Genomic DNA, 26,113 nt, shown 5'->3' on the forward strand with positions numbered 1-26,113 from the left:
ACTCCCGTTTCTCGAACAAACACAGGCGCGTAGCTCAGCTGGTTAGAGCACCACCTTGACATGGTGGGGGTCGTTGGTTCGAGTCCAATCGCGCCTACCATTTCTCTCTGCTGAAGCCACCCAGACTTCAGCATGCAAAGAGAGAAATTCTGTACAAAACGCCGCTCGACAGAGCGGCTTTTTTGTTTCCGGATCCCCCGCATTCAGCCTGGAGTACGCGGTCGTGCAAGCCATCAGGGTATTCCTGCGCGCTGCGCGGGTGCGGCCTGCCTAGAATCTGCTGCACTGCAATACAAGCCATGACGGGCCATGTACCCGAGGAGCCGCCTGTGCCAGACAAGACCCCAGCACCTGACCCAAAAACCGCCCAGCGCGTGATCAAGAAGTACCCCAACCGCCGGCTGTACGACACGTCCACCTCCACCTATGTCACGCTGGCCGAGGTCAAGCAGCTGGTGATGCAGGGCGAATCCGTCGTGGTGCGCGACGCCAAGACCAGCGAAGACCTCACGCGCAGCATCCTGCTGCAGATCATCCTGGAGGAGGAAGCGGGCGGCGCGCCGATGTTCAGCGAGGCGGCGTTGGCCAACATCATCCGCTTCTACGGCCACGCCATGCAGGGCTTCATGGGCGCGTACCTGGAAAAGAACGTGCAGATGTTCACCGAGATCCAGGCCAAGCTGGCCGAGCAGTCGCAAGGCCTCACGCCCGAGATGTGGACGCAATTCATGAATCTGCAGTCGCCCATGATGAAGGGGCTGATGGGCAACTACGTGGAGCAGTCGCAGAACATGTTCCTGCAGATGCAGGACCAGATGCAGAAGCAGACCGAGCAGATGCTGGGCGCGTTTGGCCTCAAAAAGCGCTGAGCCCGGCAGAACTGGGAAAATGCGGGGATGAGCCAAGCACTCTCCCCCGCCAAGACCCCCAAGATCGGGTTCGTCAGCCTCGGCTGCCCCAAGAACCTCACCGACTCCGAACTCCTCCTCACGCAACTCAGCGCCGAGGGCTACGAAACCTCCAAGACCTTCGAGGGCGCAGACCTCGTCATCGTCAACACCTGCGGCTTCATCGATGAAGCCGTGAAGGAAAGCCTGGACACCATTGGCGAGGCCTTGGCCGAGAACGGCAAGGTGATCGTTACCGGCTGCCTGGGCGCGCGCGCCGGCGAGACGGGCGGCAACCTCGTGAAAGAGGTACACCCCAGCGTGCTGGCCGTGACCGGGCCGCATGCGGCGCAGGAAGTGATGGAGGTCGTGCATACCCACTGCCCCAAGCCGCACGACCCCTTCCTTGACCTGGTGCCGGGCAGCTTCGGCGAGGCGGGCATCAAGCTCACGCCGCGCCACTATGCCTACCTGAAGATCAGCGAGGGCTGCAACCACCGCTGCACCTTCTGCATCATCCCCTCGATGCGCGGCGACCTGGTGTCCCGCCCGGTGGGCGATGTGCTCAAGGAAGCCAAGGCGCTGTTCGAGGGTGGGGTGAAGGAACTGCTGGTCATCAGCCAGGACACATCGGCCTATGGCGTGGACGTGAAGTACCGCACGGGCTTCTGGGACGGCAAGCCCGTCAAGACGCGCACGCTGGAGTTGGTGCAGACGCTGGGCGAGATGGCCGCCACCTACGGCGCGTGGGTGCGCCTGCACTATGTCTACCCCTACCCGAGCGTGGACGACATCATTCCGCTGATGGCGCAGGGCTTGGTGCTGCCGTACCTGGATGTGCCCTTCCAGCACAGCCACCCCGACGTGCTCAAGCGCATGAAGCGCCCCGCCAGCGGCGAGAAGAATCTGGAGCGCATCCTGCGCTGGCGCGAGGCCTGCCCGGAGATCGTGATCCGCAGCACCTTCATCGCGGGCTTCCCCGGCGAGACGGAAGAAGAGTTCCAGCACCTGCTGGACTTCGTGCGCGAGGCGCAGATCGACCGTGCGGGCTGCTTTGCCTACAGCGACGTGGAGGGCGCCGCCGCCAACGAGCTGCCGGGCATGCTGCCCATGGAACTGCGCGAGGAGCGCCGTGCGCGCTTCATGGCGGTGGCGGAGGAAGTCTCCACCGCCAAGCTGCAGCGCCGCGTGGGCCAGACCATGCAGGTGCTGGTAGACCAGGCCGTGGGCCTGGGCAAGAAGGGCGGCGTGGGCCGCAGCTACGCCGATGCGCCCGAGATCGACGGCGTGGTGCACCTGCTGCCGCCCGAGAAATTCAGCAAGACCTACAAGGTGGGCGACTTCGTGAAGGCGCGCATCGTGGGAACGCAGGGGCATGACCTGGTGGGCGTGCCGGTGTAATCAACGGCGGCCATACAGCGCCCACAAAAAAGGGAACGTGCGAACCACGTTCCCTTTTTTTCCGGGCGCCCCGCCAGCGGGGCGCGGAGTTCCGTCAGACGCCGACGGCCAGCAGCTCCACGTCGAACTTCAGCGTGGCGTTGGGCGGGATCACGCCGCCCGCGCCGCGTGCGCCGTAGCCCAGGGCTGCCGGGATGATCAGTGTGCGCTGGCCGCCGATCTGCATGCCTTGCACGCCCTCGTCCCAGCCCTTGATGACCATGCCCGCGCCCAGGGGAAACTCGAACGGGTCGTTGCGGTCGCGGCTGGAATCGAACTTGGCGCCTTGCTGGCCGTCGTTGTAGAGCCAGCCGGTGTAGTGCACGCGCACCGACTGGCCGCGCGTGGCCTGCGCGCCGGTGCCGACGACGGTGTCTTCATACTGCAGGCCGGAGGCGGTGGTGGTGAATGCCATGGTGAACGGTTCCTTGATTTGATTCAAAAAAGATAGCTGTTAGCGCTTATCCAATAAGCGCTAGGGGCCAAAAAGACCAAAACCCGCACACGGCGGGCTGGTGGGGGCCTCAGGGCTTGCGGGGCGCTTTACTTCTTCACGCGCGCGGCGGACCAGCGGGTGGCAAAAGCCTGCACATCGGACAGGCGCTTGAGCAGATCCTGGCCCACGGGGGTGACGGTGTAGCCGTCGCTGCCGTGGTCCAGCAGCCCGCACTCGCGCAGTTCTTTGATGCGGGTGTTGAGCGTGTTGGGCGTGATGCCGCCTACGCTGTCTTGCAGCAGGCGGAACGTCTGCGGATGGCCGTCGCGCAGGGCCCACAGCACGCGCAGCGCATAACGGCATTCGAGTTTCTCGAACAGCTGGTTGACGGCGGCGTTTTCCTTGGAGCTCATGAACGCTTCTCCTTGCGCATAGGGTGGTGGGGCGCCGCGCCGCGCAGGGGCGGAGCGGCGGTGGTTGCAAAAAACGATAGCAATATAGCCTGGAAATGTACCTGCTACAAGTTTAGTAGCTCGTTGCGTCCGGCTGACATGTGCAAACCCTGAAAAATGGGGTAGCCATGCGGCTCACTCCGGCGCCCTGCGCACGAGGTGCTCCACCAGCAGCCGGGCGGCGGGTGACAGGCCCTCCTCGCTGCGAAAGCAGATGGCAAAGCGCCGCCGTGCCCAGCCGTCGGCCAGCGGAATCACCCGCACGCCGGTGGCGGCGGCAAACGGCTCGGCCACTTCGCGTGGGATCACGCTGATGGCCAGGTTGGCGCGCACCACGCGCAGCGCAGCGTCGAAGTTGGACACCTGCACGCGGTGTGCCAGCATCTTGCCCTCCACGGCCGCGGCGCGCGCCAGCAGCACCTGTACGGCGCTCAGCGCCGGCATGCTGACGAACTCATGCCCCAGCACGTCGGCAAAGCGCACGCGCGCTGACTGGGCCACGGGGTGATCGGGGTGGGCGACGATGGCCAGATGGTCGTGGCGGTAGCTGCGGGTCTGCAGCCCCTGCAGGTCCGCCGCGTCCCAGCAGATGCCCACGGTGGCGCTGCCCTCGCGGATGCCGCGCACGACCTCGGGGCTCACGCGCTCCTCCATGCTCACCTGGATGTCGCGGTGCGCGGGGTCCTGCAGGAACGCTGCTACGTCGTCGGCCAGCGACTCGGCCATGACCGAGGCGGTGACCAGCATGCGCACCTGTCCGCGGATGCCGGTGTTGAACGCGGCCATGTCGCGCTCGATGCGCCCCACGCTGGCCAGCATCTCGCGCGCATGCTCCAGCAGCGCCTCACCCGCCGGGGTGGGCGCCACGCCATGCCGGCGGCGCACCAGCAGGCGCGCGCCCACGGTGTCTTCCAGTTGCGCCAGCCGTTTGCTGACGGCCGAGCCCACGATGGCCTCCTGCTGCGCGGCACGCGCAATGTTGCGGTGCTCGCACACGGCGACGAACAGCTTGAGCGAGAGCAGGTCGGGCAGACGCATGAGAATTTCCGTTTGGGAACGCTTGGGGTTCCTAAATTGAGGTTTCGTAGTGTGCTGGAATTTTTAAAATCCACAACGGCACTGACGCACATCAACCCTCCAGGCAATTCCATGGCTTCGCTACCCACCCTCTGCGACCCACGCCCCGGCCACGCCACCGTGCGCGAGGTGGGCCTGCGCGATGGCCTGCAGAGCATCGCCACCACGCTGCCGACAGCACACAAGATCGCCTGGCTGGACGCCGCCTACGCCGCAGGCCAGCGCGAAATCGAGGTGGGCTCCTTCGTGCCCGCGCGCCTGCTGCCGCAACTGGCCGACACCGCCGAGGTGCTCGCGCATGCGCTCACGCTGCCGGGGTTGGTGGCCTCGGTGCTGGTGCCCAACCTCAAGGGGGCCGAGCGCGCCATCGATGCGGGTGCGCACTGGATGGTCGTGCCGCTGTCGGCCAGCCATGCGCACAGCCTGGCCAACCTGCGCAAGACGCCCGACGAGGTGGTGGCGGAGGTGGCCCGCATCCGCGCCACCCGCGATGCGGCGGGCAGCGCGACGCGCATCGAGGGCGGCGTGGGCACGGCCTTCGGCTGCACGCTCCAGGGCGACGTGGCGGAGGACGAGGTGCTGCGCCTGCTGCAGGCGCTGCTGGATGCGGGCGCCGACCGCGTGAGCCTGGCCGACACCGTGGGCTATGCCGATCCGGCCGGCGTGCAGCGCCTCTTCGAGAAGGCGCGCACGCTGGTGGGCGACCGCCTGGCCGCCGCGCATTTCCATGACACGCGCGGCATGGGGCTGGCCAACTGCTACGCCGCCTGGCAGGCGGGCATCACCCGCTTCGACGCCTGCCTGGCCGGCATTGGCGGCTGCCCGCATGCGCCCGGCGCCAGCGGCAACGTGACCACCGAAGACCTGGCCTTCATGCTGGAGCGCATGGGGCTGTCCACGGGACTCGACGTGGCCGCGCTGCTCGCGCTGCGCCAGCGCGTGCAGGGCTGGCTCGTGGGCGAGACGCTGCATGGCACGCTGTGGCAGGCCGGTCTGCCGCGCCACACGGACGCTTCTGTTTCCACCCTGGCGCAGCCTGCCTGAGCGGGCGCGCCTGTTTTAGCTTCTTCTTTGGGACACCATGAATTCCAACGCTTCCTCTTCTCCCCGGCTGCCCCTGGAGGGCCTGCGCGTGGTGGAGTTCACCCACATGGTCATGGGCCCCACCTGCGGCATGGTGCTGGCCGACCTGGGCGCTGAGGTCATCAAGGTCGAGCCCGTGGATGGCGACCGCACACGCCACCTGCTGGGCGCGGGCGCGGGCTTCTTTCCCATGTTCAACCGCAACAAGAAGAGCATCGCCATCGACCTGCGCAGCCCCGCGGGGCTGGAGGTGGCCATCCGCCTGGCCTCGTCGGCCGACGTGGTGGCGCAGAACTTCAAGCCCGGCGTAATGGCCAAGTACGGCCTGGACTACGCGGCCCTGTCGCGCCTGAACGAGCGCCTGGTGTATGTGAACCACACGGGTTTCCTGCCCGGCCCCTACGAGCACCGCACGGCGCTGGACGAGGTGGTGCAGATGATGGGGGGGCTGGCCTACATGACCGGCCGCCCGGGCGACCCGCTGCGCGCCGGCAGCAGCGTGAACGACATCATGGGCGGCATGTTCGGCGCCATCGGCGCCATGGCGGCGCTCATGCAGCGCCAGCAGACCGGGCGCGGCCAGGAGGTGGATTCGGCGCTGTTCGAGAACAACGTGTTCCTCGTGGGCCAGCACATGATGCAGTACGCGGTGACCGGCCAGCCCGCCGCGCCCATGCCCGACCGCATCTCGTCCTGGGCGGTGTACGACGTGTTCAGCGTGAAGGACGGCGGCCAGATCTTCCTGGCCGCGGTGAGCGACGCGCAGTGGCAGACCTTCTGCGACGCCATGGGCTATGCCGACCTCAAGGCCGACCCGCGCTACGTGACCAACAACGACCGCGTGCGCGCGCGGCCCACGCTGTTGCCCGAGCTGCGCCAGCGCCTGGCCGCCCACACGGCCGATGCACTGGCGGCGGTCTTCGAGCGCCATGGCCTGCCGTTCGCACCCATCCTGCGGCCCGAGCAATTGTTTGACGACCCGCACCTCAATGCCACGGGCGGCCTGGCCGAGATCACCCTGCCCGACGGCGAGCGCGCGGGCGGCACCGCGCGCACCACGCTCATGCCGCTGCGCCTGGACGGACAGCGCATGGGCGTGCGCCTGGACCCGCCGCGGCTCGGCCAGCACACGCAGGATCTGCTGGCAGGCCTGGGCTACACGGCCGACCAGGTGGCCGCGCTGCGCGCGTGCGCGGCCGTGGCCTGAGGGGGAGCAACCGGGTCACGGCCTTGTGCATGCGTGGTCCGCCAATCCCTGAGTCCGCGCTTTTTGAGACCCCTATAAAAACCACCGGAGACACCCATGCCCCTCGATGCATTCCCCGCACCCCGCCGCCTCACGCGCCGCCAGGCGCTGGCCTGGAGTGTTGCCCTCTGTGCGCCCGCGCTGGCGCATGCGCAGGGCCCCGGTGCGGCCGACCGGCCGCTGCGCGTGATCCTGCCGCTGTCGGCCGGCTCGGGCGCGGACGGTGCCATCCGCGCCATTCAGGCCAGCCTGTCCAGGGCGCTGGGCCAGCCGGTGGTGATAGAGAACCTGCCCGGCGCGGGCGGCATCACGGGCACCACGCAGCTCGTGCGCGCGCCCAAGGACGGCTCGGTGATCGGCGTGGTGTCCAACAACCACGTGGTGAACCCGCATGTGTACCCATCGGCGCCGTTCGATGCCATCGAGGACATCACGCCCATCACCGTGATCGGCGCCACGCCCTTCGTGCTCGTCGCCCATCCCTCGGTGCAGGCCCGGAACGCGCGCGAACTCATCGCGCTCGCCAAGGCCAGGCCCGGCGTGCTCAACTACGGCTCGTCGGGCAACGGCACCATCCTGCACCTGGGCGCCGCCATGTTCGTGGACCAGGCGCAGCTGGACATCAAGCACATCCCCTACCGCGGCATGGGCCCGCTGATGAATGACATCCTGGGCGGGCAGGTGCAGCTGGGCGTGGTGGCCGTGGCGCCGGCGGCCGCGCACATCAAGTCCGGCAGCCTGCGCGCGCTGGGCGTGACCACGGCCGCCCGCGTCCCCTCGCTGCCCGGCGTGCCCACCCTCGCCGAACAGGGCCTGCCGCGCTATGAACTGGAGGGCTGGATCGCCGCCGTGGCGCCTGCCGGCGTGCCCCCGGCGGACGTGGCGCGGCTGTACCACGGCTTCAAGGCCGCGCTGGCCATGCCCGAGGCGCGCGACGCGCTGGTGGCGCAGGGCTACGAGATCAAGCTCACGCCGCCCGATGCCTCGGCCGCGTTCTTTCGCAGCGAACTGGCGCGTATGGGGCAGGTGGTGAAGAGCGCCAGCGTGAAGATGGACTGACTTCGCTATCGTTCAAGGAGCTGTCAGCGCTTGCTGAATAAGCGCTACAGCCACCTGCGCACCCTTGCTCTATAGGCGGCGAACTCCGGCCCGAACTTCTGCGCCAGCACCCGCTCTTCCGGAATGATCTGAAAGCGTGTGATGTAGGCCACGAACGCCGCCACGCCCAGCAGCGCCAGCGGCGCACCCAGGTACACCGTCCCTGCGAGCAGCAGGAGGGCGAGGCCCAAGTACATCGGGTTGCGCGTGACGCGGTACACGCCGCCCACCACCAGCGCCGAAGCACCGCCCGGCCGCAGCGGGTTGACGGTGGTGCGCGCGCGCCGAAACGCGTGCAGGCCGGCCACGTCGAACGCCAGGCCCACCAGCGCGAGCAGGACGGCCGCCGCGGTGCGCGGCGCGCTGTCCGTCACGCCGCCGCTGGCCTGCGCGGTGAACCACATCGCCACGCCGGCAAGGGCGGCGACGAGCGGCGGAGGGATCTTGTGTTCAAGCCAGTGCATGGGTGTGGGCCGCCGGGCGCCCGGCGGCGGAAAAGGTGGAGGGTGCACGCGCAGCCAGTGTAGGCCGGTCCCGAGGCGGCGCCCAGCCCGCGGTGCGGCGCGTCTGCGTTGTGGCGATTCAGGGTATTTTTGGCCTCTAGCGCTTGCCTATCAAGCGCTGGCAGCTATGTTTTTGATGGTCCTGGGGGCCATGCACGCCACTGGCCTCGGCCATGCGTACCAGCACCAGCAGCGCGCGGTTGACCGGCGTGGCTACACCCAGCGCGGCGCCGCGCTGCACCACGTAGCCATTCAGGTGGCCGATCTCGGTGGGGCGGCCCCGTGCCAGGTCCTGCGCGGTGGAGGACCGTTGGCCCGCCATGCTCTGCGCGATGCCGCGCACGGCCGCGTGGATGTCTGCGGGGATGTGCACCCCGTCCGCCTGCGCCACGGCCAGGCATTCGGCCACGACGTCGGCGATCACATCGGTCGCGCCGTCCTGCTGCACCAGCCAGCCGTAGGGCTGCTGCACGATGGCCGACAGCGCGTTGTAGGCGCAGTTGATGACCAGCTTGGCCCACAGGGCGCTGCGCACGTTGTCCGACACCTCGGCGGGGATGCCCGCGTCGCACAGCTCCCGCGCCACGCGCGCGCTGGCGGGCGACGGGCCGATCACCAGCTCACCCCGCCCGAAGTGACGCACGTGCCCAGGCCCGGCCATGGCTGTCGCCACATACACCACGGCGGCCGCCACGGGGTGCGCCGCGCCCAGCACGGCGCGGGCGCGCTCGTCGTTGTCCACGCCGTTTTGCAGCGTGAGCACCAGCGCGCCCGGTGCCAGGTAGGGCTGCATCTGGCGCGCCGCTTCTTCGGTGTCGGTGGACTTCACGCACAGCAGCACCACGTCGGCGCCACGCACGGCGCTGGCATCGGTACTGGCCTCCAGTGGCACATGGGTGTCCTGCGTGGCGGTTTGCAGTCGCAGGCCGTGGGCCTGGATCGCCTGCACGTGGTCCGGGCGGCCGATGAGCGTGACCGCGTGGCCCGCACGCGCCAGCAGGGCGCCAAAGTAGGAGCCTACCGCGCCTGCGCCCATCACGGCGAAGCGCAGTCGGCCGGTGTGCGAAGGGGTGTTCAGAGGCATGGCGGGGAGCTTTCAGGAAGGACGGGACGGCCATTGTCCACCGATCGGGCGTTCCATGTTTTGCTATTCAAAATATAGCTGCTGGCGCCTGCTGCATAAGCGTGAAAGGCTGATTTGGCTTGAAACCTTGACGCGCAATAAAAAACGCCCCGGCCGAGCGGCGGGGGCGTTGGCAGCGCGAGGTGTGCGCGGAAGATGCGTGGCTTACAGCGAGTCGATGAAGCTGCGCAGCTTGTCCGAGCGGCTCGGGTGCTTGAGCTTGCGCAGCGCCTTGGCCTCGATCTGGCGGATGCGTTCGCGCGTCACGTCGAACTGCTTGCCCACTTCTTCCAGCGTGTGGTCGGTGGACATTTCGATGCCGAAGCGCATGCGCAGCACCTTGGCTTCGCGCGGGGTCAGGCCGTCGAGGATGTCCTTCACCACGTCGCGCAGGCCGGCCTGCATGGCGGCGTCCACGGGTGCGGTGTTGTTGCTGTCCTCGATGAAGTCGCCCAGGTGGCTGTCGTCGTCGTCGCCGATGGGGGTTTCCATCGAGATCGGCTCCTTGGCGATCTTCATGATCTTGCGGATCTTGTCCTCGGGGATCTCCATCTTCGCGGCCAGGATGGACGCATCGGGCTCGAAGCCGAACTCCTGCAGGTGCTGGCGGCTGATGCGGTTCATCTTGTTGATGGTCTCGATCATGTGCACCGGGATGCGGATGGTTCGAGCTTGATCCGCGATGGATCGTGTGATCGCCTGGCGGATCCACCACGTGGCGTAGGTCGAGAACTTGTAGCCGCGGCGGTATTCGAACTTGTCCACCGCCTTCATCAGGCCGATGTTGCCTTCCTGGATCAGGTCCAGGAACTGCAGGCCGCGGTTGGTGTACTTCTTGGCGATCGAGATCACCAGGCGCAGGTTGGCCTCGATCATCTCCTTCTTGGCGTCGCGCGAGCTGGCTTCACCCGCGTTCATGCGCTTGTTGATCTCCTTGAGCTCGGACAGCGGCACCACCACGCGCGCCTGCAGGTCCATCAGCTTTTGCTGCAGTTCCTGGATCGGCGGGATGTTGCGCTGCATCACGGCGCTCCAGGGCTTGCCGGCGGCGGCCTGCTTCTCGACCCACTGCAGGTTCAGCAGGTTGGCCGGGAAGTCCTTGATGAAGGTCTCCTGGGGCATACCGCACTTGTCCACGATGATGCGGCGCAGCTCGCGCTCCTTCTTGCGCACGTCGTCCACCTGGGCGCGCACCATGTCGCACAGCTTCTCGATGGTCTTGGCCGTGAAACGGATGGTCATCAGCTCTGCCGAGATCTCGTGCTGCACCTTCATGTACGCGGGACCGCCGTAGCCGTCCTTGTCGTAGATCTTGTGCATCTTCTCGAACAGCGCGCGCAGCGTGTCGAAGCGGCGCAGGGCCTCGTTCTTGAGCTCTTCCAGCTTCTTGGTCAGCGCCTTGGAGCCGCCCTTGCCGTCGTCGTCGTCTTCCTCGTCGAACTCGTCGAAGTCTTCCTCGGCCACGTAGTCGTCGGCCTCGTTGGGATTGGAGAAGCCGTCCACCACGGTGGAGATGACGACCTTGCCCTCGCGGATTTCCTCACCCATGTTGAGGATCTCGGCGATGGTGGCGGGCGAGGCGCTGATGGCCTCCATCATGTCCATCAGGCCGCCCTCGATGCGCTTGGCGATCTCGATCTCGCCTTCGCGCGTGAGCAGCTCCACCGTACCCATCTCGCGCATGTACATGCGCACGGGGTCGGTGGTGCGGCCGAATTCCGAGTCCACGGTGGACAGGGCGGCCTCGGCTTCTTCCTCGGCCTCCTCCACGGTGGTGGCCGTGGGGGTCACGTTGTTCTGGAACAGGGTTTCCGCGTCGGGCGTTTGCTCGTACACGGCCACGCCCATGTCGCCCAGCATGGCGACCACGACTTCCATGGTTTCGGCGTCCACCAGCTTGTCGGGCAGGTGGTCGGAGATTTCGACCTGCGTGAGGTAGCCGCGCGTCTTGCCCAGCGTGATCAGCTTCTTGAGCTGCGAGCGGCGCTTGGCCATGTCCTCTTCGGACAGCACGGTCTCGTCCAGGCCGAACTCCTTCATCAAGGCGCGTTCCTTGGCCTTGCTGATCTTCATGCGCAGGGGCTTGGCCTTCTCGACCGGGGCGGCTTCGGCGGCCTCAACCACCTCGGCCTCGGGCTCGCCTTCGAGGTCGGACTCGATGTCGGACAGGTCGGCGTCGTCCTCCAGGCCTTCTTCCTTGGCCTTGGGCTTGCGGCCGCGCTTGGCAGGGGCCTTGGCGGCAGCGGTGGTGCCGGCGGCCTTGGCCGGGCGGCCGGGCTTCTTCTTGGGCGCCTCTTCGGCGACTTCGGGCTCGGCAGCAGCCGCCTTGGCGCGCGCGGGCTTCTTCTTCAACAGTTCATCAGCGGCTTTTTTCAGCTCGGCAGCAGTTTTCGGCGTGGACACAGTCTTGACTTTCGGCGCAGCCTTGGGCGCGGCGGCAGCGGCCTTGACAGGGGCGGCTTTCGCGGGCGCCTTGGCGGCGGCTTTCACAGTGGTTGCGGCTTTGGAAGCGGCCTTCGCGGGGGTGCCAGAGGCAGACTTGGGCGACTTCGCGGACTTTTGAACGGGCATGGACAACCTCAAGGTCAAAAACGGACACACAAAGAAAACACAAGCGCCAAGGAACCCGGCGCGGGCAGGCACGGCGACGGCAAGGGCCTTCGCGGTTTGAGGGGAAAACCCTCAGGGGCAAGATGTCTGGGCGAACATTTGGTGTGCAGTCCTTGCGGTGGGGGAGGGCGGTTGTGCGCGTTTGTCACGGTCGCCTGGTCCGGAGGTGCTGCTGTCGCTCTTGCCGACAAACCGTACATTATACCGGCGCAGCAAAATTCAAGGGGCTTTGTCAAGCCCCCGAGGTCATTTTTGTAAGCCCATCTTCCAGCGCGCGGCGGCGCTCCTGCAATTGCCGGTAGCGCTCGATGGCCGCCGGGTCCTGCGAGGCCGCGGCGATCAGGGCGTTCTGCTGCAGCTTGATGGCTTCGATGAGCATGCGGTTGAGCAGTCCACGCAGTTCGGCGCGCAACTCGGTCTCGTCACCCTCGGTCTGGGCGTGGGAGCCGGTCATCACCCGCTCGGCCAGGGCCTGGCAGTCATGGCCTGCCAAGGCCTCGCGCAGCACCGCCCAGGACTGGGGGCCGTGCTCGTGCAATTGCCCTTCCAGCCAGACGAACAGCGCGCCGTGCGGCGCGGGCTGGTCGCACAGCAGCGTGTGATCTTCGTGCGACAGCTCTTCGAGGAACTCCATGTGCGACAGCAGCAGGCGCGCGGCATGGTCGGCGCGCCCCGTGAGGGGGCGGCGCGGCAGCGGCGGCTGTGGGGGGCGCTGCTCTTCGCGGCGCCAGCGCCCGCCCTTCCATTCGCCGCCCTTGCGCCAGCGGCGTGCGGGCTCGCCACCGGCGGGGCTGCCGTATTCCATGCCCGGCGGTTCCTGTCCCCAGGGCGGCTCGTCGCCGAAGGGGGCGCCGTCGTGCGCGGGCGGGTGCGCGGCGGAGCCGGGGCGCGGGCTGTCCTGCGCCCAGAGCTGGGCCAGATCCGGCGCGGGCAACTGGCCCAGTTCACCCAGCTCGGTCAGCAACTGGCGCTTGAGCGCGCCGTCGGGTAGCGCTGCCCACAGCGGGCGCGCGTTGCTCAGCATGTGGGCGCGGCCCTCGGCCGTTCCCAGGTCGCAGCCCTCGCGCGCAGCCTCCAGCAGGAAGCGCGACAGCGGCACGGCGTCGCCCACATGGCGCGCGAACGCCTCCGGTCCATAGGCGCGCACGAAGCTGTCGGGGTCGTGCTCGGCCGGCAGGAAGAGGAACTTCACGCTGCGCGTGTCGCTGGCGTAAGGCAGGGCGCCGTCCAGCGCCTTGCGCGCCGCGCGCCGCCCGGCGGCGTCGCCGTCGAAGCTGAACACCACCGTGTCGGTGAAGCGAAACAGCTTGTGCACATGCTCGGGCGTACATGCCGTGCCCAGCGTGGCCACGGCATTGGGAAAGCCCAGTTGCGCCAGCGCCACCACGTCCATGTAGCCTTCGGTGACCAGGGCGTAGCCGTGTTCGCGGATGGCGTTGCGCGCCTCGTACAGGCCGTAGAGCTCGCGGCCCTTGTGGAACACCGGGGTTTCGGGCGAATTGAGGTACTTGGGCTTGTCGTCGCCCAACACGCGCCCGCCAAAGCCGATGCACTCGCCCTTGACGTTGCGGATGGGGAACATCACGCGGTCGCGGAAGCGGTCGTAGCGCTTGCCGTCTTCCTCGTTCACGATCACCAGGCCGCTTTCCTCCAGCAGCGGGCTGTCGTACTCGGGGAACACGCTGGCCAGGCCCCGCCAGCCCTCCGGCGCGTAGCCCAGGCCGTAGCGCTTGGCCACCTGGCCTGACACGCCCCGGCCCTTGAAATACTGGACGGCGCGCGGCGACTCGCGCAGGTGGCGTCGCCAGGCGTCGCCGGCCTTCTCCAGCGCGTCGGTCAGCGTGGCCTGCTTCTGGCGCTGGGCGGCGGCGCGTTCGCGGTCCTGAGGCGAGGTGTTCTCGTCGTCGGGCACCTGCATACCGATCTGCTGGGCCAGGTCCTGCACGGCCTCGCGAAAGCCCATGCCCGCGTGGTCCATGAGAAACCCGATCGCATTGCCGTTCTTGCCACAGCCAAAGCAGTGGAAGAACTGCTTGGACGGGCTGACGCTGAATGAGGGCGATTTTTCCCCGTGGAAGGGGCACAGGCCCATGAAGTTGGCGCCGCTCTTCTTGAGCTGCACATAGCGGCCGACCACATCGACGACGTCAACGCGCGCAAGCAACTCCTGGATGAACGACTGGGGGATGGACACCGGGGTATTTTCCATCAGCCCGCCGTCAGCTGGCTTTGCTCTAATGAACGGTCTTGCATTCCCGGCCTGAACAAGAAACAAAGGAGCCCCGCACGTGACCAGCATGTACGACCAGAATCTGCCGCGCACCGAAGCCAACCATGCGCCGCTGTCGCCCCTGTCCTTCATCGAACGCACGGCCGAGGTCTACCCCGACCGCCTGGCCATCGTGCATGGCGAGCTGCGCCAGACCTGGGGGCAGACCTACGCGCGCTGCCGCCGCCTGGCCAGCAGCCTGCGCCGCGCGGGCATCGGCAAGAACGACACCGTGGCCGTGATGCTGCCCAACACCCCGCCGATGGTGGAGGCGCACTTCGGCGTGCCCATGGCGGGTGCGGTGCTCAATGCGCTGAATACCCGGCTGGACCCGGAGACCATCGCCTTCATGCTGGACCACGGCGAGGCCAAGGCGGTGATCGTGGACCCCGAATTCGCCCCCGTTATGGCCAAGGCGCTGGCGCTGCGCCAGTCGCAGGCGCCGCTGCTGCTCATCGACGTGGAAGACGCCGTGTACGGCCCGGCCGCGCAGCGCCTGGGCACGCTGACGTACGAGGACTTCCTGGCGCAGGGTGACGCGCAGTTCGCGTGGGAACTGCCCGGCGACGAGTGGGACGCCATCGCGCTCAACTACACCTCGGGCACCACGGGCAACCCCAAGGGCGTGGTCTACCACCACCGCGGCGCGCACACCAATGCCGTCAGCAACGTGCTGGAGTGGGACATGCCCAAGCATGCCGTCTACCTCTGGACGCTGCCCATGTTCCACTGCAACGGCTGGTGCTTTCCCTGGACGGTGGCGGCGCGCGCGGGCGTCAATGTGTGCCTGCGCCGGGTCGAGGCGCAGGCCATCTTCGACGCCATCCGCAACCACGGCGTCACACACTACTGCGGCGCGCCCATCGTGCATGGCCTGCTGGTCAACGCGCCTGCGGCGATGAAGGAGGGCGTTCCCGCGGGCGTGAAGGCCATGGTGGCCGGGGCAGCGCCGCCGGCCTCGATGATCGAGGGCATGGAGCAGATGGGGTTCGACCTGACCCATGTGTACGGCCTCACGGAGGTATACGGCCCGGCCACCGTCTGCGCCAAGCACGCGGCCTGGGACGCGCTGGACATCGGCGAGCGTGCGCGCCTCAATGCCCGCCAGGGCGTGCGCTACCACCTGCAACGCGCGGCCATGGTGCTCAACCCAGACACCATGGAGCCCGTGCCGCACGACGGCGAGACCATGGGCGAGATCATGTTCCGCGGCAACATCGCCATGAAGGGCTACCTGAAGAACCCCAAGGCCACCGAGGAGGCCTTCCGTGGCGGCTGGTTCCACAGTGGTGACCTGGCGGTGCAGTACCCCGACGGCTACATCAAGATCAAGGACCGCAGCAAGGACATCATCATCTCGGGCGGCGAGAACATCTCCTCCATCGAGGTCGAGGACGTGCTCTACCGCCACCCCGACGTGCTGGCCGCCGCCGTGGTCGCCAAGCCCGACCCCAAGTGGGGTGAGACGCCCTGCGCCTTCGTGGAGCTGAAGGCGGGCGCGCAGGCCACGCCTGAGGACATCGTGGCGCATTGCAAGAAGCACCTGGCCGGCTTCAAGGTGCCGCGCGCCGTGGTGTTCGGCGAGTTGCCCAAGACCAGCACCGGCAAGATCCAGAAGTTCGAGCTGCGCAAGCAGGCGGGATCGGCCGCGGCCATCGACGTCTGACGTCCGCCGAGGGCCGGCGGCGGCAGCCAGCGCCACGGCCTGGCTGCTAACCTTCCGCGATGCGCGCGTCCTCTTCGCCTTCTGCCGGCGCACCCCCGCTGTGGCTGCTGGTGCTCATCACCCTGAGCGGCACCCTGGCCATGCACATGTTCGTGCCCGCGTTGCCCGACGCGGCGCGCGCGCTCGGCGTGGGGCCCGCGGCGGTGCAAGCCACGATCAGCATCTACATCGTCGGGCTGGCGCTCGGGCAGCTGGTCTACGGCCCCTTGTCCGATGCGTTGGGACGGCGTCCCCTGCTGCTGGGCGGGCTGGCGCTGTACGCGGCGGGCAGCATCGCTGCCATGCTGGCGCCGACCGCACCGGCCCTGATCGCTGCGCGGTTCATCCAGGCGCTGGGCGGTTGCGCCGGGCTGGCGCTGGGGCGCGCCATGGTGCGCGACACCAATGGCCCGGTGGAGGCCGTGCGCGCCCTGGCACTGCTCAACTTGATGATGATGGTCGGCCCCGGCATGGCGCCGCTGGTGGGTTCGGGCCTGGTGGCGCTGGGCGGCTGGCGGGCGGTGTTCGTGGCACTGGCCCTGGCCGGTGTGGCGACGCTGCTGCTTTCCTGGCGCAAGGTGCCCGAAACCGGTACGCCCACGGGCCGTGTGAGCCCGGGTCGGCTGGCACGCGCCTACGCCGCGCTCGTGCACTCGCCCACCTTCGTCGCCTATGCGGTGGGCGGTGGTTGCGCGACCACGGCGGTGTATGCCTTCATCGCGGCGGCGCCGTTCATCATCACCGAGCAGTTGGGGCACCCACTGCGCGACGTGGGCATTGCGCTGGGCGTGGTGATGGTGGGCATGGCGATCGGCAATGCGCTCACGCGGCGCCTGGCACTGAGCATGCGGCTGGGTTGGCTGCTGGTCTGGGGCAACGCGGTGAGCGTGGCCTGCGCGCTGGTCTTTCTGGCGCTGGAGCTGCTGGGCTACCTGACGCTGGAAGCCACCGTGGGGCTGATGCTGCTGTTCGTGCTGGGTGCCGGCATGGCCAGCCCGGCGGCGCTGTCCAAGGTGCTGACGGTGGATGCGCGCCACGTCGGCGCGGCTGCCGGGTTGTACGGTTTTGCGCAGATGGCGCTGGGCGCGCTGTTCACCCTGCTGGTGGGCTGGGGCTCCAACCCGGCGCTGGCCTCGTCCTGCGTGCTGCTGGGTGCGGCGCTGGTGGGGCAGGGGTGTCTGCAGTTCGCGCTGCGGCGCGAGAAGCGGGCGCGCGGCGAGCGGGCGCGCGGCGAGTAGACGCGCGGTTCCCAGAGTGAACTCTGAATGCTATTGTTTTAATAGCTGTTAACGCTTATTAATTGGGCGCTGCAGGCTCATTTGATTCAATTTTCTAAATTGGCCCGTCGGCGAGGCGCTGCAGCTCGGCCCAGGTGGCGGCAGGCAGCGGCACGCCGTCCTTCAGCGACCGCGCGCGCTGGCGGTAGCGGCGCTCGCCGGGCTGGCGCGTCTGGCCCGCGGCCGCCATGGCCTGCACCAGGTCTTCGCAACGCTGCGCAAAGCTGCGGCCCGCGCTCTTGGCCGGGTCGATGGCGATGATCAGCTCGCCCGTCCAGGGCGTCTGTGCGCCGGGGTGGCCGCTCCAATCGAACTCGAACGAGAAGTTGCCGCCCGTGAGCGCGGCCGCGAGCAGCTCCACCATCATCGACAGGGCCGAGCCCTTGTAGCTGCTGTGCACGCCGCCGAAAGGCAGCAGCGCGCCGCCGTCCAGGATGGCGCGTGGGTCGTTCGTGGGCTGGCCGTGGCGGTCCACGCCGTGGCCGTCGGGCAGCAGGCGGCCCTCGCGCGCGGCGATCTGTACGTCGCCGTGGGCGATGGCGCTGGTGGCCAGGTCGAACACCAGCGGCTCATGGCCCGCGCGGGGCGCGGCGAAGGCGATGGGGTTGGTGCCGAAGAGCGCCGTGGTGCCGCCGCTGGGCACCACGCAGGCCATGCTGTTGACGAGCGCCAGCGCCACCAACCCGTCGTCAGCCAGCGGCTCCACGTCGGGCCACAGCGCCGCAAAGTGGTGCGAGTTGCGGATTGCCAGCAGCGCCACGCCGTTCGCGCGCGCTTTGGCCACCAGCGCCGAATAGGCGGCCCGGTAGGCGGGTTGGGCGAAGCCATTGCCGGCATCCACCGCCAGGTAACCGGGCGCCACATCCTCCACACGCGGCACGGCGCGGCCGTCCACCCAGCCGCTGGCCAACGTCGACAGGTAGCCGGGGATGCGGAACACGCCATGGCTGTGCGCGCCGTCGCGTTCGGCGCTGGCGCAGTTGTGGGCCAGCACGGCGGCCACTTCGGCGCTGGTGCCGTGCCGCTCGAAGATGCGCGCGAGCGTGCCGCGCAGATCGTCGAAGGGCACGTGCTGGACGTCGCCGCTGGCGGTGTGAGAAAGGGGCATGCAGAGGTCTCCTGTGTGGGGCGCGTAAGTGGTGTGCAGGGGCGCTTTGCTTCCAAAAGCATAGCTTCTCGCGCTCTCCCACTATGGGGTTAAAGGTGTTTTTGCTTCAATCTTCGCATGATCCGCCCCGCTGGGGCGCGTGTGGTGCGCATGCCGCTAAATGCCGAGTGGGTCCTGCGTGCTGCGCCGCAGTAATTGCAGGGCCATACCCCACCACCATGCTTCGCAATTCGTAGCGCCCTGCGCCAGATATGCACGGCATTGCACACGTGCGGTGCGCTGGAGCTGCGCAGGTGTGCACTGCGCAAAAAGCGGCGGAACGCCGTGGTGGGGTGCGCGATGCTTCGCGTAAACCCTCTTTGGCGTGCGTTTGCAACCCGCCAAAGATGCGGGTCTGGATTGTCCAGGCATCCCAATCAAGGAGTGAAGTAGATGACAGAGCAGACCAAGACCCCAGGCCGCCGAAACCTACTCAAGGGTGCTGCGGTTGCCGCGGGAGCCATGTCCGTGCCCATGATCAGCACGGCCCAGACCACGGTGTTCCGATTCCAGAGCACCTGGCCCGCCAAGGATATCTTTCACGAGTTCGCGGGAGACCTGGCCAAGAAGATCAACGACATGGCGGGCAGCCGCCTGAAGATCGAGGTGTTGCCCGCGGGTGCCGTGGTGCCGGCCTTCCAGTTGCTGGATGCCGTGGCCAAGGGCACGCTGGACGGTGGCCACGGCGTGGTGGCCTACTGGTACGGCAAGAACCAGGCCGTGGCGCTGTGGGGCTCGGGCCCGGCCTTTGGCCTGGATGCCAACGGCGTGCTCGCGTGGCATTACTACGGCGGCGGTAAGGAACTGCTCGACGAGATCTACAAGAGCCTGAACCTGGACGTGGTCTCCAAGCTCTACGGCCCCATGCCCACGCAGCCGCTGGGCTGGTTCAAGAAGCCGGTGGCACGCGTGGAAGACCTCAAGGGCCTGAAGTTCCGCACCGTGGGGCTGGCGGTGGACGTGTTCACCGAGATGGGCGTGGCCGTGAACCCGCTGCCCGGCGGCGAGATCGTGCCCGCGCTGGACCGCGGCCTGCTGGATGCGGCCGAGTTCAACAACGCCTCCAGCGACCGCGTGCTGGGCTTTCCCGACGTGGCCAAGAACTGCATGCTGCACAGCTTCCACCAGTCCAGCGAGCAGTTCGAAGTGCTGTTCAACAAGAGCAAGTACGACGCGCTGTCGTCGGAGCTGAAGGCGGTCATCGACTACGCCGTGCAGGCCGCCAGCGCCGACATGAGCTGGAAGGCCGCCGACCGCTACGCCAAGGACTACGCCGAGATGCAATCCAAGCAGGGGGTGAAGTTCTACAAGACGCCGGACGCCATCCTGCGCGCGCAGTTGGCCGCCTGGGACAAGGTCACGGCCAAGAAAGCCGAAGAGAACGCCATGTTCAAGAAGGTGATGGACTCCATGCGCACCTTTGCGCAGAGGAGCGGCCGCTGGAAGAACGACACCGACGTCGACTTCAAGATGGCCTGGAACCACTACTTCGCGCAGCGCAAGAGCTGATGCCGCGGCAGGCCCGGCGGGCCTGCCTTTCATTCTGACGAGGGCCGGGGGCACGCGCAGGCGGTGCCGCCCGGGCCAGCGTGTATCCGTTCATTGCCCCGCGGGGCCGCAGCGTTCTCTTCCAGCCATGCAAAAACTCTTACTCGGCATCGATGCCGTGTCCACCTTCATCGGCAAGGCGGCGGCCTGGGCCGTCGTGGGCCTGACGGCCCTGATCTGCTGGGAGGTCTTCTCGCGCTACGCGCTGAACAACCCCCATGCCTGGGTGCTGGACGCACAGATCATGCTGTACGGCACCATGTTCATGCTGGCCGGCGCCTACACCCTGGCCAAGAACGGCCACGTGCGCGGCGACGTGCTGTACGGCTTCTTCAGCCCGCGCGTGCAGGCCGGGCTGGACCTGCTGCTCTACATCCTGTTCTTCCTGCCGGGCGTGCTGGCCATGACCTGGGCCGGCTGGACCTATGCGCAGGAATCGCTGGCCATCCGCGAGCAGACGTTCTCCGCCACGCCGCTGCCGCTGTACCCCTTCAAGTTCGTGATTCCCCTGGCAGGCGCGGTGCTGCTGCTGCAGGGGCTGGCGGAGATCGCGCGCTGCGTGATCTGCCTGCGCCAGGGCGCATGGCCCCGGCGCGGCGAGGACGTGGAAGAGGTGGACGTCGAGAAGCTCAAGGAGATGGTGCACGTGAACGACAGCGACCTGCAGGTGCCGGCTCCCGCATCCGCCGCACAGGGGGGCAAGCCATGAAGATGCGCAAGGAACTGTGGTTCGGCTTTGCCATCATGGCGCTGGTGGTGGCCGGCGCCGTCGGGATGCTGCTGGGCGTGGAGACCGTCACGCGCGGCCACCTGGGCTTGCTGATGCTGTCGCTGGTGGTGGTGGCCATCATGCTGGGTTTTCCCACCGCGTTCACGCTCATGGGCATGGGCATGATCTTCACCTGGCTGGCGTACGACCGCGACATCACGCGCACGCTGGATCTGATGGTGCAGGCGGCTTACAAGAGCATGGCCAACGACGTGCTCATCGCCATCCCGTTGTTCGTGTTCATGGGCTATCTGGTCGAGCGGGCCAACCTGATCGAAAAGCTTTTCAAGAGCCTGCACCTGGCCATGGCGCGCGTGCCGGGTTCGCTGGCCGTGGCCACGCTGATCACCTGCGCCATCTTTGCCACCGCCACGGGCATCGTGGGCGCGGTGGTCACGCTGATGGGCCTGCTGGCGCTGCCGGCCATGCTGCGCGCGGGCTACAGCACGCCCATGTCGGCCGGCGCGATCACGGCGGGTGGCTGCCTGGGCATCCTGATTCCGCCGTCGGTGCTGCTGATCCTGTATGGCGCGACGGCGGGCGTATCGGTGGTGCAGCTGTACGCGGGCGCCTTCTTCCCCGGCATCATGCTGGCGGGCCTGTATGTGATGTACGTGATTCTGATGGCCAAGCTCAAGCCGGCCTGGGCGCCGCCGCTGTCGGCCGAGGAACGGCAGGTGGTGCTGCCGGCCATGACCGCCGCGCTGCCCGCCGAGACGCAGCAATATGCCCCCGTGCGCTTGCTGGATGCCCTCAAGGGCAAGCGCAATGCGCAGGTACCCACGGCCTATGTGCTGCGGCAACTGGCACTGGTGGTGATGCCGGGGCTGCTGTTCGTACTGCTGGCCACCAGCAGCTGGCGTGCGGTCACCGCGGTGTCGGTGGAGGAGGCGTACGGCATCCAACCCATCGGCTTCAACGACAACTCGCCCCGGGTGGCGTCGGAGTTTGGCTTGCAGGAGCCGCCGGTGGAGGGCGGCCTGCAAGAACCGCCGCAGGAATCCACGGGCCTGCAGGAGCCTCCGGGCGCGGACAGTGGTGCGCTGGCCGAGCCCCCCGGTGCCGAGCCCGCGCAGTCCGCCCCATCCGCAGTGGGAGAGCCGCCCGGCTCCACCGCAGGTGCCACGCCCCAGGCCGCCACGCAACCCGCGCCCACCTGGTGGTGGGTCATGTTTGGCGTGCTGGGTGCGGCCACAGCGCTCTTCTATCTGTTCCTGAGCTTCGCGCGGCTGGAAATCTTCAAGATGCTGCTGGGCTCGTTCTTCCCGCTGCTGACACTGATCATGGCCGTGCTGGGCTCCATCGTGTTCGGTCTGGCGACGCCGACCGAGGCGGCGGCCATGGGGGCGTTCGGCGGCTTCGTGCTGGCCGCAGCCTACAAGCGTCTGAGCATGGATGTGGTGCGCGAGTCGGTGTACCTCACGGCCAAGACCTCGGCCATGGTGTGCTGGCTGTTCGTGGGCTCGGCCATCTTCTCCGCGGCCTTCGCGCTGTTGGGTGGGCAGGAGCTCATCGAGCAGTGGGTGCTCTCCATGAACCTGAGCAAGATCGAGTTCATGGTGCTGTCGCAGGTGGTGATCTTCCTGCTGGGCTGGCCGCTGGAGTGGACGGAGATCATCGTGATCTTCATGCCCATCTTCATCCCGCTGCTGAGCCACTTCGGCGTGGACCCGCTGTTCTTCGGCCTGCTGGTGGCGCTGAACCTGCAGACGGCCTTCCTGTCGCCGCCCGTGGCCATGTCGGCGTTCTACCTGAAGGGCGTGGCGCCGCCGCATGTGACGCTCAACCAGATCTTCCTGGGCATGCTGCCGTTCATGGGCATCCAGGTGCTGGCGATCGTGCTGCTGTATGTGTGGCCGCAGATCGGTCTGTGGCTGCCGCAACTGCTCTACAAGTGATGCCGGGCCGGGGACTGCGGTCCCCGCCTCATGGCGTCAACGCGCCGCGGCCCTGCGGCGCGTGAAGTTCCACCACGGCAGCACGCGGCTCATGGCCAGCACTTCGCCGCAGTGCATGGGCGCATAGCCGGGCATGGCAGCCATGCGTCGTTGCCAGGCAGGGGTCTGCAGCAGTTCGCGCAGCGCGCGCGTGGCCGGCTGCTCCAGTGAAGACTTCAGACAGGCCAGGTGGTAGCGCTCGTACACCAGCGGCACGAAGTCCAGCCCGCGCGCACGCGCCGCCAGCTCGATGCCCATGCCCACGTCGGCACTGCCGGCGGCGATGGCCTGCGCCAGCGCGGCGTGCGAGGGCTCATCACGGTCGTAGCCCTCGATCTCTGCGGGTTCCAGGCCCGCCTGCGCGAGCAGGTCGGTCAGCAGCACCCGCGTGCCCGTGCCCAGCGGGCGGTTGACGAAGCGCGCGCCCGTGCGTGCCACGTCCGCCAGCGAGGTCAGGCCCAGCGGGTTGCCGCGCGCCACGATCAGGCCCTGCGCGCGGCGCGCGAAGCCGATCACCTTGTGCAGCCCCGGCTGCAGCAGGGGGCGGTAGGTCTGCGCGGCCAGGGTATCCATGCCCGGCTCTTCCAGCGTGTGAAAGCCGGCGATGGTGCACCGCCCTTCGTTGAGTGCGCGGATCGCGTCCACGCTGCCGGTGAAGCGGATGTCCAGATGCAGCGCGCCGCCCTGGCCCGCGTGGGCGGGCGCGGTGGCGAACGCACGCAGCACGGACAGCGCATCGTCGTGGCTGGCATACAGCGTAAGCACATGGGCATGCTCGTCGAACGCCACGGCAAACGCGCGCTCCAGATCGGCGCGCAGCGCCTCGATCTGCGGCGCCAGCCGCGCCTGTGCCTGGCGCTCGGCCCACAGCAGCTTGGTGCCGAATTCGCTGAGCTGGGCGGACTGGCCCTTGCCCCAGATGATGAGCTCGCTGCCCAGTTGTTCTTCCCAGCGCTTGAGTGCGCCCCACACGTGGCGGTACGACAGGTCCAGCGCACGTGCCGCGCCCGAGATGGAGCCCTGCTGCGCCACGGCCTGCAGCATGTCGAGCAGGGGATTGCGGATCAGCGCGTCGTCCGCGTCGCGGTCGAGCGTGTAGTGGAGTTGGATCCTATGCACAAGTTTTCATATCGCCGGGTATTGGATTGCTGCATACGATAGCCCAACCCATGTCCACAATGACCCAGAGCGTCGCCACGGCGCTGCACCTCATCACCTCCGCCGATGCCGCCTTGTGGACCATCGTCGTGCGTTCGCTCGCCGTGAGTGCCACGGCCTGCCTGCTCGCCTGCGGCGCGGGCGTGGTGCTGGGCGCATGGCTGGGCGTGGCGCGCTTTGCCGGGCGCGACGCGGTGCTCGCGGTGCTCAATACCCTGCTGGCCGTGCCCTCGGTGGTGGTGGGCCTGGGCGTGTACCTGCTGCTGTCGCGCACCGGCCCGCTGGGCAGCCTGGGCTGGCTGTTTTCTTTCAAGGCGATGGTGCTGGCGCAGGCGCTGCTGGTGTTGCCCGTGGTCACCGCGCTTACGCGCCAGGTGGTCGAGGACGTGGACCGCCTGCATGGAGAGCAGTTGCGCTCGCTGGGCGCCGGCACCCTGTTGCGTGCCCTGTTGGTGGCCTGGGACGAGCGCTATGCGCTGCTCACGGTGCTGATCGCCGCATTCGGCCGCGCCATCTCGGAGGTGGGCGCGGTGATGATCGTGGGCGGCAACATCGACGGCTTCACGCGCGTCATGACCACCGCCATCGCGCTGGAGACCAGCAAGGGCGACCTGCCGCTGGCGCTGGCGCTGGGCCTCGTGCTGCTGGGCGTCGTGTTGTTGCTCAACGTGGGCATTGCGCTGCTGCGTCGCTGGCGTGAACGCGTGGATGGTGCCGCCGTGGGCGGCCTGGCCGGGGTGGGGGCATGAGCGCGCTGCCGTCACCCGTCTTCCCCGGGGGGGAGAGCACGGGCGACGTTTGCACCATCGAGCCGCCGTTGTTTGCACTGCGCGAGCTGTCCGTGCGCTACGGCGCGGTGCAGGCGCTGGCCGGCATCAATCTGCGTGTGATGCCCGGCGAGCGCGTGGCTCTGGTGGGTGCCAACGGCAGTGGCAAGAGCACGCTGCTGCGCGCATTGCACGGCCTGGTGCGCCCCAGCGCGGGGCAGCTGCGCCGCGACGGCGCGCCGCGCGTGGCCATGGTGTTCCAGCGGCCTTTCGTGTTGCGCACCAGCGCTCTGAACAACGTGGCGCTGGGATTGTGGCTGCGCAGGGTGCGCTGGCAGGAGGCCTGCGCCCAGGCCGCCGTGGCGCTGCACCGCGTGGGGCTGCAGGACATCGCGCGGCAGAACGCGCGCACCTTGTCCGGCGGGCAGCAGCAGCGGCTGGCGTTTGCGCGCGCCTGGGCCCTGCGGCCCGACGTGCTGCTGCTGGACGAGCCCACCGCCAGCCTGGACCCGCATGCCAAGCGCGAGATCGAATCGCTGATGGCCGACTTTGCCGCCAGCCACGGCAGCGCTGGCCCCGATCAGCCTGTGACCATGCTGTTCAGCAGCCACAACCTGGGACAGGTCAAGCGCCTGGCCAGCCGTGTGCTCTACCTGGAGCACGGGCGCGTGCTGGCGGACCTGCCCGTGCACGATTTTTTCAACGGCCCCTTGCCCGAGGCCGCCCGTCTGTTCGTCAAAGGAGAAATGGCATGAAGAGTTACAAGCGTTTTTGGCCCCTGGCGCTTACCCAGACTGCGGTAGCAGCTATTGCTTTGGTAGCTTATGGCAGCGCTGCGGCACAGGCCATCACGATGGCGTCGACCACCTCGACCGAGCAGTCGGGCCTGTTCACCCACCTGCTGCCGGCCTTCAAGCAGGCCACCGGTATCGACGTGAAGGTGGTGGCGGTGGGCACCGGCCAGGCGCTGGACATGGCGCGCCGCGGCGACGCCGACGTGCTGTTCGTGCACGACCAGGTGGCCGAGGAGAAGTTCGTGGCCGACGGCTGGGGCGTGAAGCGCTACCCGGTCATGTACAACGACTTCATCCTCGTGGGTGGCAAGGCGGATGCTGCCGGCACCAAGGGCAACGACATCGCCGCCGCACTCAAGAAGATCGCCGCGGCCAACGCGGAGTTCATCTCGCGCGGTGACAAGAGCGGCACCCACGCAGCCGAGCTGCGCTACTGGAAGATCGCCACCGAGGGCGTGAAGGGCAGCGGCTACAAGGAATGCGGGTGCGGCATGGGCCCGGCGCTGAACATCGCGGCCTCCAGCGGCGCGTACGCGCTGACGGACCGCGGCACCTGGCTCAACTTCAAGAACCGCGACAACCTCGCGGTGCTGGTGGAAGGCGACAAGCGCCTGTTCAACCAGTATGGCGTGATGGTGGTGAACCCCGCCAAGCACCCGCATGTGAAGCAGGCTGAGGCGCAGAAGTTCGTGGACTGGGTGGTCTCGCCCGCGGGCCAGAGCGCCATCGCCGGCTACAAGATCAACGGCGAGCAGCTGTTCTTCCCCAACGCCAACCCGTAAGGCCA

General features: G+C 67.9%; 22 protein-coding genes and 1 tRNA gene. 14 read left to right on the forward strand and 9 right to left on the reverse strand.

Annotation, left to right across the window (positions count from 1 at the left end):
• Nucleotides 1-23 precede the first annotated feature (23 nt).
• The 3 genes from BA022_RS01265 (at nucleotide 24) to rimO (ending at nucleotide 2,288) form a co-directional block, all read left to right on the forward strand.
• Nucleotides 24-100: transfer RNA gene (locus BA022_RS01265), tRNA-Val, on the forward strand.
• 199 nt (nucleotides 101-299) lie between these two features.
• Nucleotides 300-869 carry a polyhydroxyalkanoate synthesis repressor PhaR gene (gene phaR / locus BA022_RS01270; RefSeq protein ID WP_047349487.1) on the forward strand — a complete coding sequence of 190 codons (570 nt, stop codon included), beginning with the start codon at nucleotides 300-302 and terminating at the stop codon, nucleotides 867-869.
• A 27-nt stretch (nucleotides 870-896) separates the two neighbouring features.
• The gene (gene rimO, locus BA022_RS01275; protein WP_015913872.1) at nucleotides 897-2,288 is read left to right on the forward strand and encodes a 30S ribosomal protein S12 methylthiotransferase RimO; all 1,392 of its coding nucleotides are present in this window, start codon (nucleotides 897-899) and stop codon (nucleotides 2,286-2,288) included.
• 94 nt (nucleotides 2,289-2,382) lie between these two features.
• Here the strand turns inward: rimO and BA022_RS01280 are convergent, their stop codons facing one another.
• The 3 genes from BA022_RS01280 to BA022_RS01290 form a co-directional block, all read right to left on the reverse strand.
• The gene (locus BA022_RS01280) at nucleotides 2,383-2,742 is read right to left on the reverse strand and encodes an FKBP-type peptidyl-prolyl cis-trans isomerase (protein WP_011806270.1); all 360 of its coding nucleotides are present in this window, start codon (nucleotides 2,740-2,742) and stop codon (nucleotides 2,383-2,385) included.
• Between the two features lie 128 nt (nucleotides 2,743-2,870).
• Nucleotides 2,871-3,176: a winged helix-turn-helix transcriptional regulator gene (locus BA022_RS01285; protein WP_011806269.1), complete on the reverse strand. Its 306-nt coding sequence runs from the start codon at nucleotides 3,174-3,176 to the stop codon at nucleotides 2,871-2,873.
• Nucleotides 3,177-3,350: 174 nt separating this feature from the next.
• Nucleotides 3,351-4,253: a LysR family transcriptional regulator gene (locus tag BA022_RS01290; protein ID WP_047349488.1), complete on the reverse strand. Its 903-nt coding sequence runs from the start codon at nucleotides 4,251-4,253 to the stop codon at nucleotides 3,351-3,353.
• A 111-nt stretch (nucleotides 4,254-4,364) separates the two neighbouring features.
• On the opposite strand from BA022_RS01290, the gene BA022_RS01295 reads away from it, so the two are divergent.
• From BA022_RS01295 to BA022_RS01305, 3 genes are all read left to right on the forward strand, one after another.
• A complete protein-coding gene (locus BA022_RS01295; RefSeq protein ID WP_088886316.1) occupies nucleotides 4,365-5,336 on the forward strand; it encodes a hydroxymethylglutaryl-CoA lyase in 972 nt (323 codons plus the stop codon).
• Between the two features lie 37 nt (nucleotides 5,337-5,373).
• Nucleotides 5,374-6,582, forward strand: coding sequence for a CaiB/BaiF CoA transferase family protein (locus BA022_RS01300; protein ID WP_088886317.1), 1,209 nt, complete (start codon nucleotides 5,374-5,376; stop codon nucleotides 6,580-6,582).
• Nucleotides 6,583-6,678: 96 nt separating this feature from the next.
• Complete coding sequence (locus BA022_RS01305) at nucleotides 6,679-7,680, forward strand: Bug family tripartite tricarboxylate transporter substrate binding protein (protein WP_088886318.1); 1,002 nt, start codon at nucleotides 6,679-6,681, stop codon at nucleotides 7,678-7,680.
• Nucleotides 7,681-7,724: 44 nt separating this feature from the next.
• On the opposite strand, the gene BA022_RS01310 is transcribed toward BA022_RS01305, so the two are convergent.
• The 4 genes from BA022_RS01310 to dnaG form a co-directional block, all read right to left on the reverse strand.
• Complete coding sequence (locus BA022_RS01310) at nucleotides 7,725-8,183, reverse strand: methyltransferase family protein (protein ID WP_088886319.1); 459 nt, start codon at nucleotides 8,181-8,183, stop codon at nucleotides 7,725-7,727.
• A gap of 136 nt (nucleotides 8,184-8,319) precedes the next feature.
• A complete protein-coding gene (locus BA022_RS01315) occupies nucleotides 8,320-9,306 on the reverse strand; it encodes a ketopantoate reductase family protein (protein WP_088886320.1) in 987 nt (328 codons plus the stop codon).
• 204 nt (nucleotides 9,307-9,510) lie between these two features.
• Nucleotides 9,511-11,916 (reverse strand): RNA polymerase sigma factor RpoD, encoded by a 2,406-nt coding sequence (rpoD, locus tag BA022_RS01320; RefSeq protein WP_088886321.1) that lies wholly within the window; start codon nucleotides 11,914-11,916, stop codon nucleotides 9,511-9,513.
• A 271-nt stretch (nucleotides 11,917-12,187) separates the two neighbouring features.
• A complete protein-coding gene (gene dnaG / locus BA022_RS01325) occupies nucleotides 12,188-14,164 on the reverse strand; it encodes a DNA primase (protein WP_228403682.1) in 1,977 nt (658 codons plus the stop codon).
• A gap of 79 nt (nucleotides 14,165-14,243) precedes the next feature.
• On the opposite strand from dnaG, the gene BA022_RS01330 reads away from it, so the two are divergent.
• Both BA022_RS01330 and BA022_RS01335 read left to right on the forward strand, forming a co-directional pair.
• Complete coding sequence (locus tag BA022_RS01330; RefSeq protein ID WP_088886322.1) at nucleotides 14,244-15,890, forward strand: acyl-CoA synthetase; 1,647 nt, start codon at nucleotides 14,244-14,246, stop codon at nucleotides 15,888-15,890.
• Between the two features lie 59 nt (nucleotides 15,891-15,949).
• Nucleotides 15,950-17,167, forward strand: coding sequence for a multidrug effflux MFS transporter (locus BA022_RS01335; protein ID WP_088886323.1), 1,218 nt, complete (start codon nucleotides 15,950-15,952; stop codon nucleotides 17,165-17,167).
• A 94-nt stretch (nucleotides 17,168-17,261) separates the two neighbouring features.
• Here BA022_RS01335 and BA022_RS01340 read toward each other — a convergent pair whose 3' ends face one another.
• Nucleotides 17,262-18,314, reverse strand: a complete 1,053-nt coding sequence (locus tag BA022_RS01340) for an Ldh family oxidoreductase (protein WP_088886324.1) — start codon at nucleotides 18,312-18,314, stop codon at nucleotides 17,262-17,264.
• 432 nt (nucleotides 18,315-18,746) lie between these two features.
• On the opposite strand from BA022_RS01340, the gene BA022_RS01345 reads away from it, so the two are divergent.
• The 3 genes from BA022_RS01345 to BA022_RS01355 all read left to right on the forward strand — a co-directional run bounded on the left by BA022_RS01345 (nucleotide 18,747) and on the right by BA022_RS01355 (nucleotide 22,568).
• Complete coding sequence (locus BA022_RS01345; RefSeq protein WP_011806257.1) at nucleotides 18,747-19,862, forward strand: TRAP transporter substrate-binding protein; 1,116 nt, start codon at nucleotides 18,747-18,749, stop codon at nucleotides 19,860-19,862.
• Between the two features lie 127 nt (nucleotides 19,863-19,989).
• Nucleotides 19,990-20,610 carry a TRAP transporter small permease subunit gene (locus tag BA022_RS01350; protein ID WP_011806256.1) on the forward strand — a complete coding sequence of 207 codons (621 nt, stop codon included), beginning with the start codon at nucleotides 19,990-19,992 and terminating at the stop codon, nucleotides 20,608-20,610.
• Complete coding sequence (locus BA022_RS01355) at nucleotides 20,607-22,568, forward strand: TRAP transporter large permease (RefSeq protein ID WP_088886325.1); 1,962 nt, start codon at nucleotides 20,607-20,609, stop codon at nucleotides 22,566-22,568. Before BA022_RS01350 ends, BA022_RS01355 begins: the two co-directional genes overlap by 4 nt.
• A gap of 36 nt (nucleotides 22,569-22,604) precedes the next feature.
• Here BA022_RS01355 and BA022_RS01360 read toward each other — a convergent pair whose 3' ends face one another.
• The gene (locus tag BA022_RS01360; RefSeq protein WP_011806254.1) at nucleotides 22,605-23,726 is read right to left on the reverse strand and encodes a substrate-binding domain-containing protein; all 1,122 of its coding nucleotides are present in this window, start codon (nucleotides 23,724-23,726) and stop codon (nucleotides 22,605-22,607) included.
• Between the two features lie 50 nt (nucleotides 23,727-23,776).
• Here BA022_RS01360 and BA022_RS01365 point away from each other — a divergent pair, with 50 nt between their 5' ends.
• The 3 genes from BA022_RS01365 to BA022_RS01375 are packed head-to-tail and all read left to right on the forward strand — an operon-like array spanning nucleotide 23,777 to nucleotide 26,108.
• On the forward strand, nucleotides 23,777-24,514 hold the full coding sequence (locus BA022_RS01365) for an ABC transporter permease (RefSeq protein WP_011806253.1): 738 nt from the start codon (nucleotides 23,777-23,779) through the stop codon (nucleotides 24,512-24,514).
• Nucleotides 24,511-25,287, forward strand: a complete 777-nt coding sequence (locus BA022_RS01370) for an ABC transporter ATP-binding protein (protein ID WP_088886326.1) — start codon at nucleotides 24,511-24,513, stop codon at nucleotides 25,285-25,287. Before BA022_RS01365 ends, BA022_RS01370 begins: the two co-directional genes overlap by 4 nt.
• Nucleotides 25,284-26,108 carry an ABC transporter substrate-binding protein gene (locus tag BA022_RS01375; protein ID WP_088886327.1) on the forward strand — a complete coding sequence of 275 codons (825 nt, stop codon included), beginning with the start codon at nucleotides 25,284-25,286 and terminating at the stop codon, nucleotides 26,106-26,108. Before BA022_RS01370 ends, BA022_RS01375 begins: the two co-directional genes overlap by 4 nt.
• Nucleotides 26,109-26,113 lie beyond the last annotated feature (5 nt).

Source organism: Diaphorobacter nitroreducens (assembly GCF_002214645.1).
In the GTDB taxonomy this organism is placed as follows: domain Bacteria; phylum Pseudomonadota; class Gammaproteobacteria; order Burkholderiales; family Burkholderiaceae_C; genus Diaphorobacter; species Diaphorobacter nitroreducens.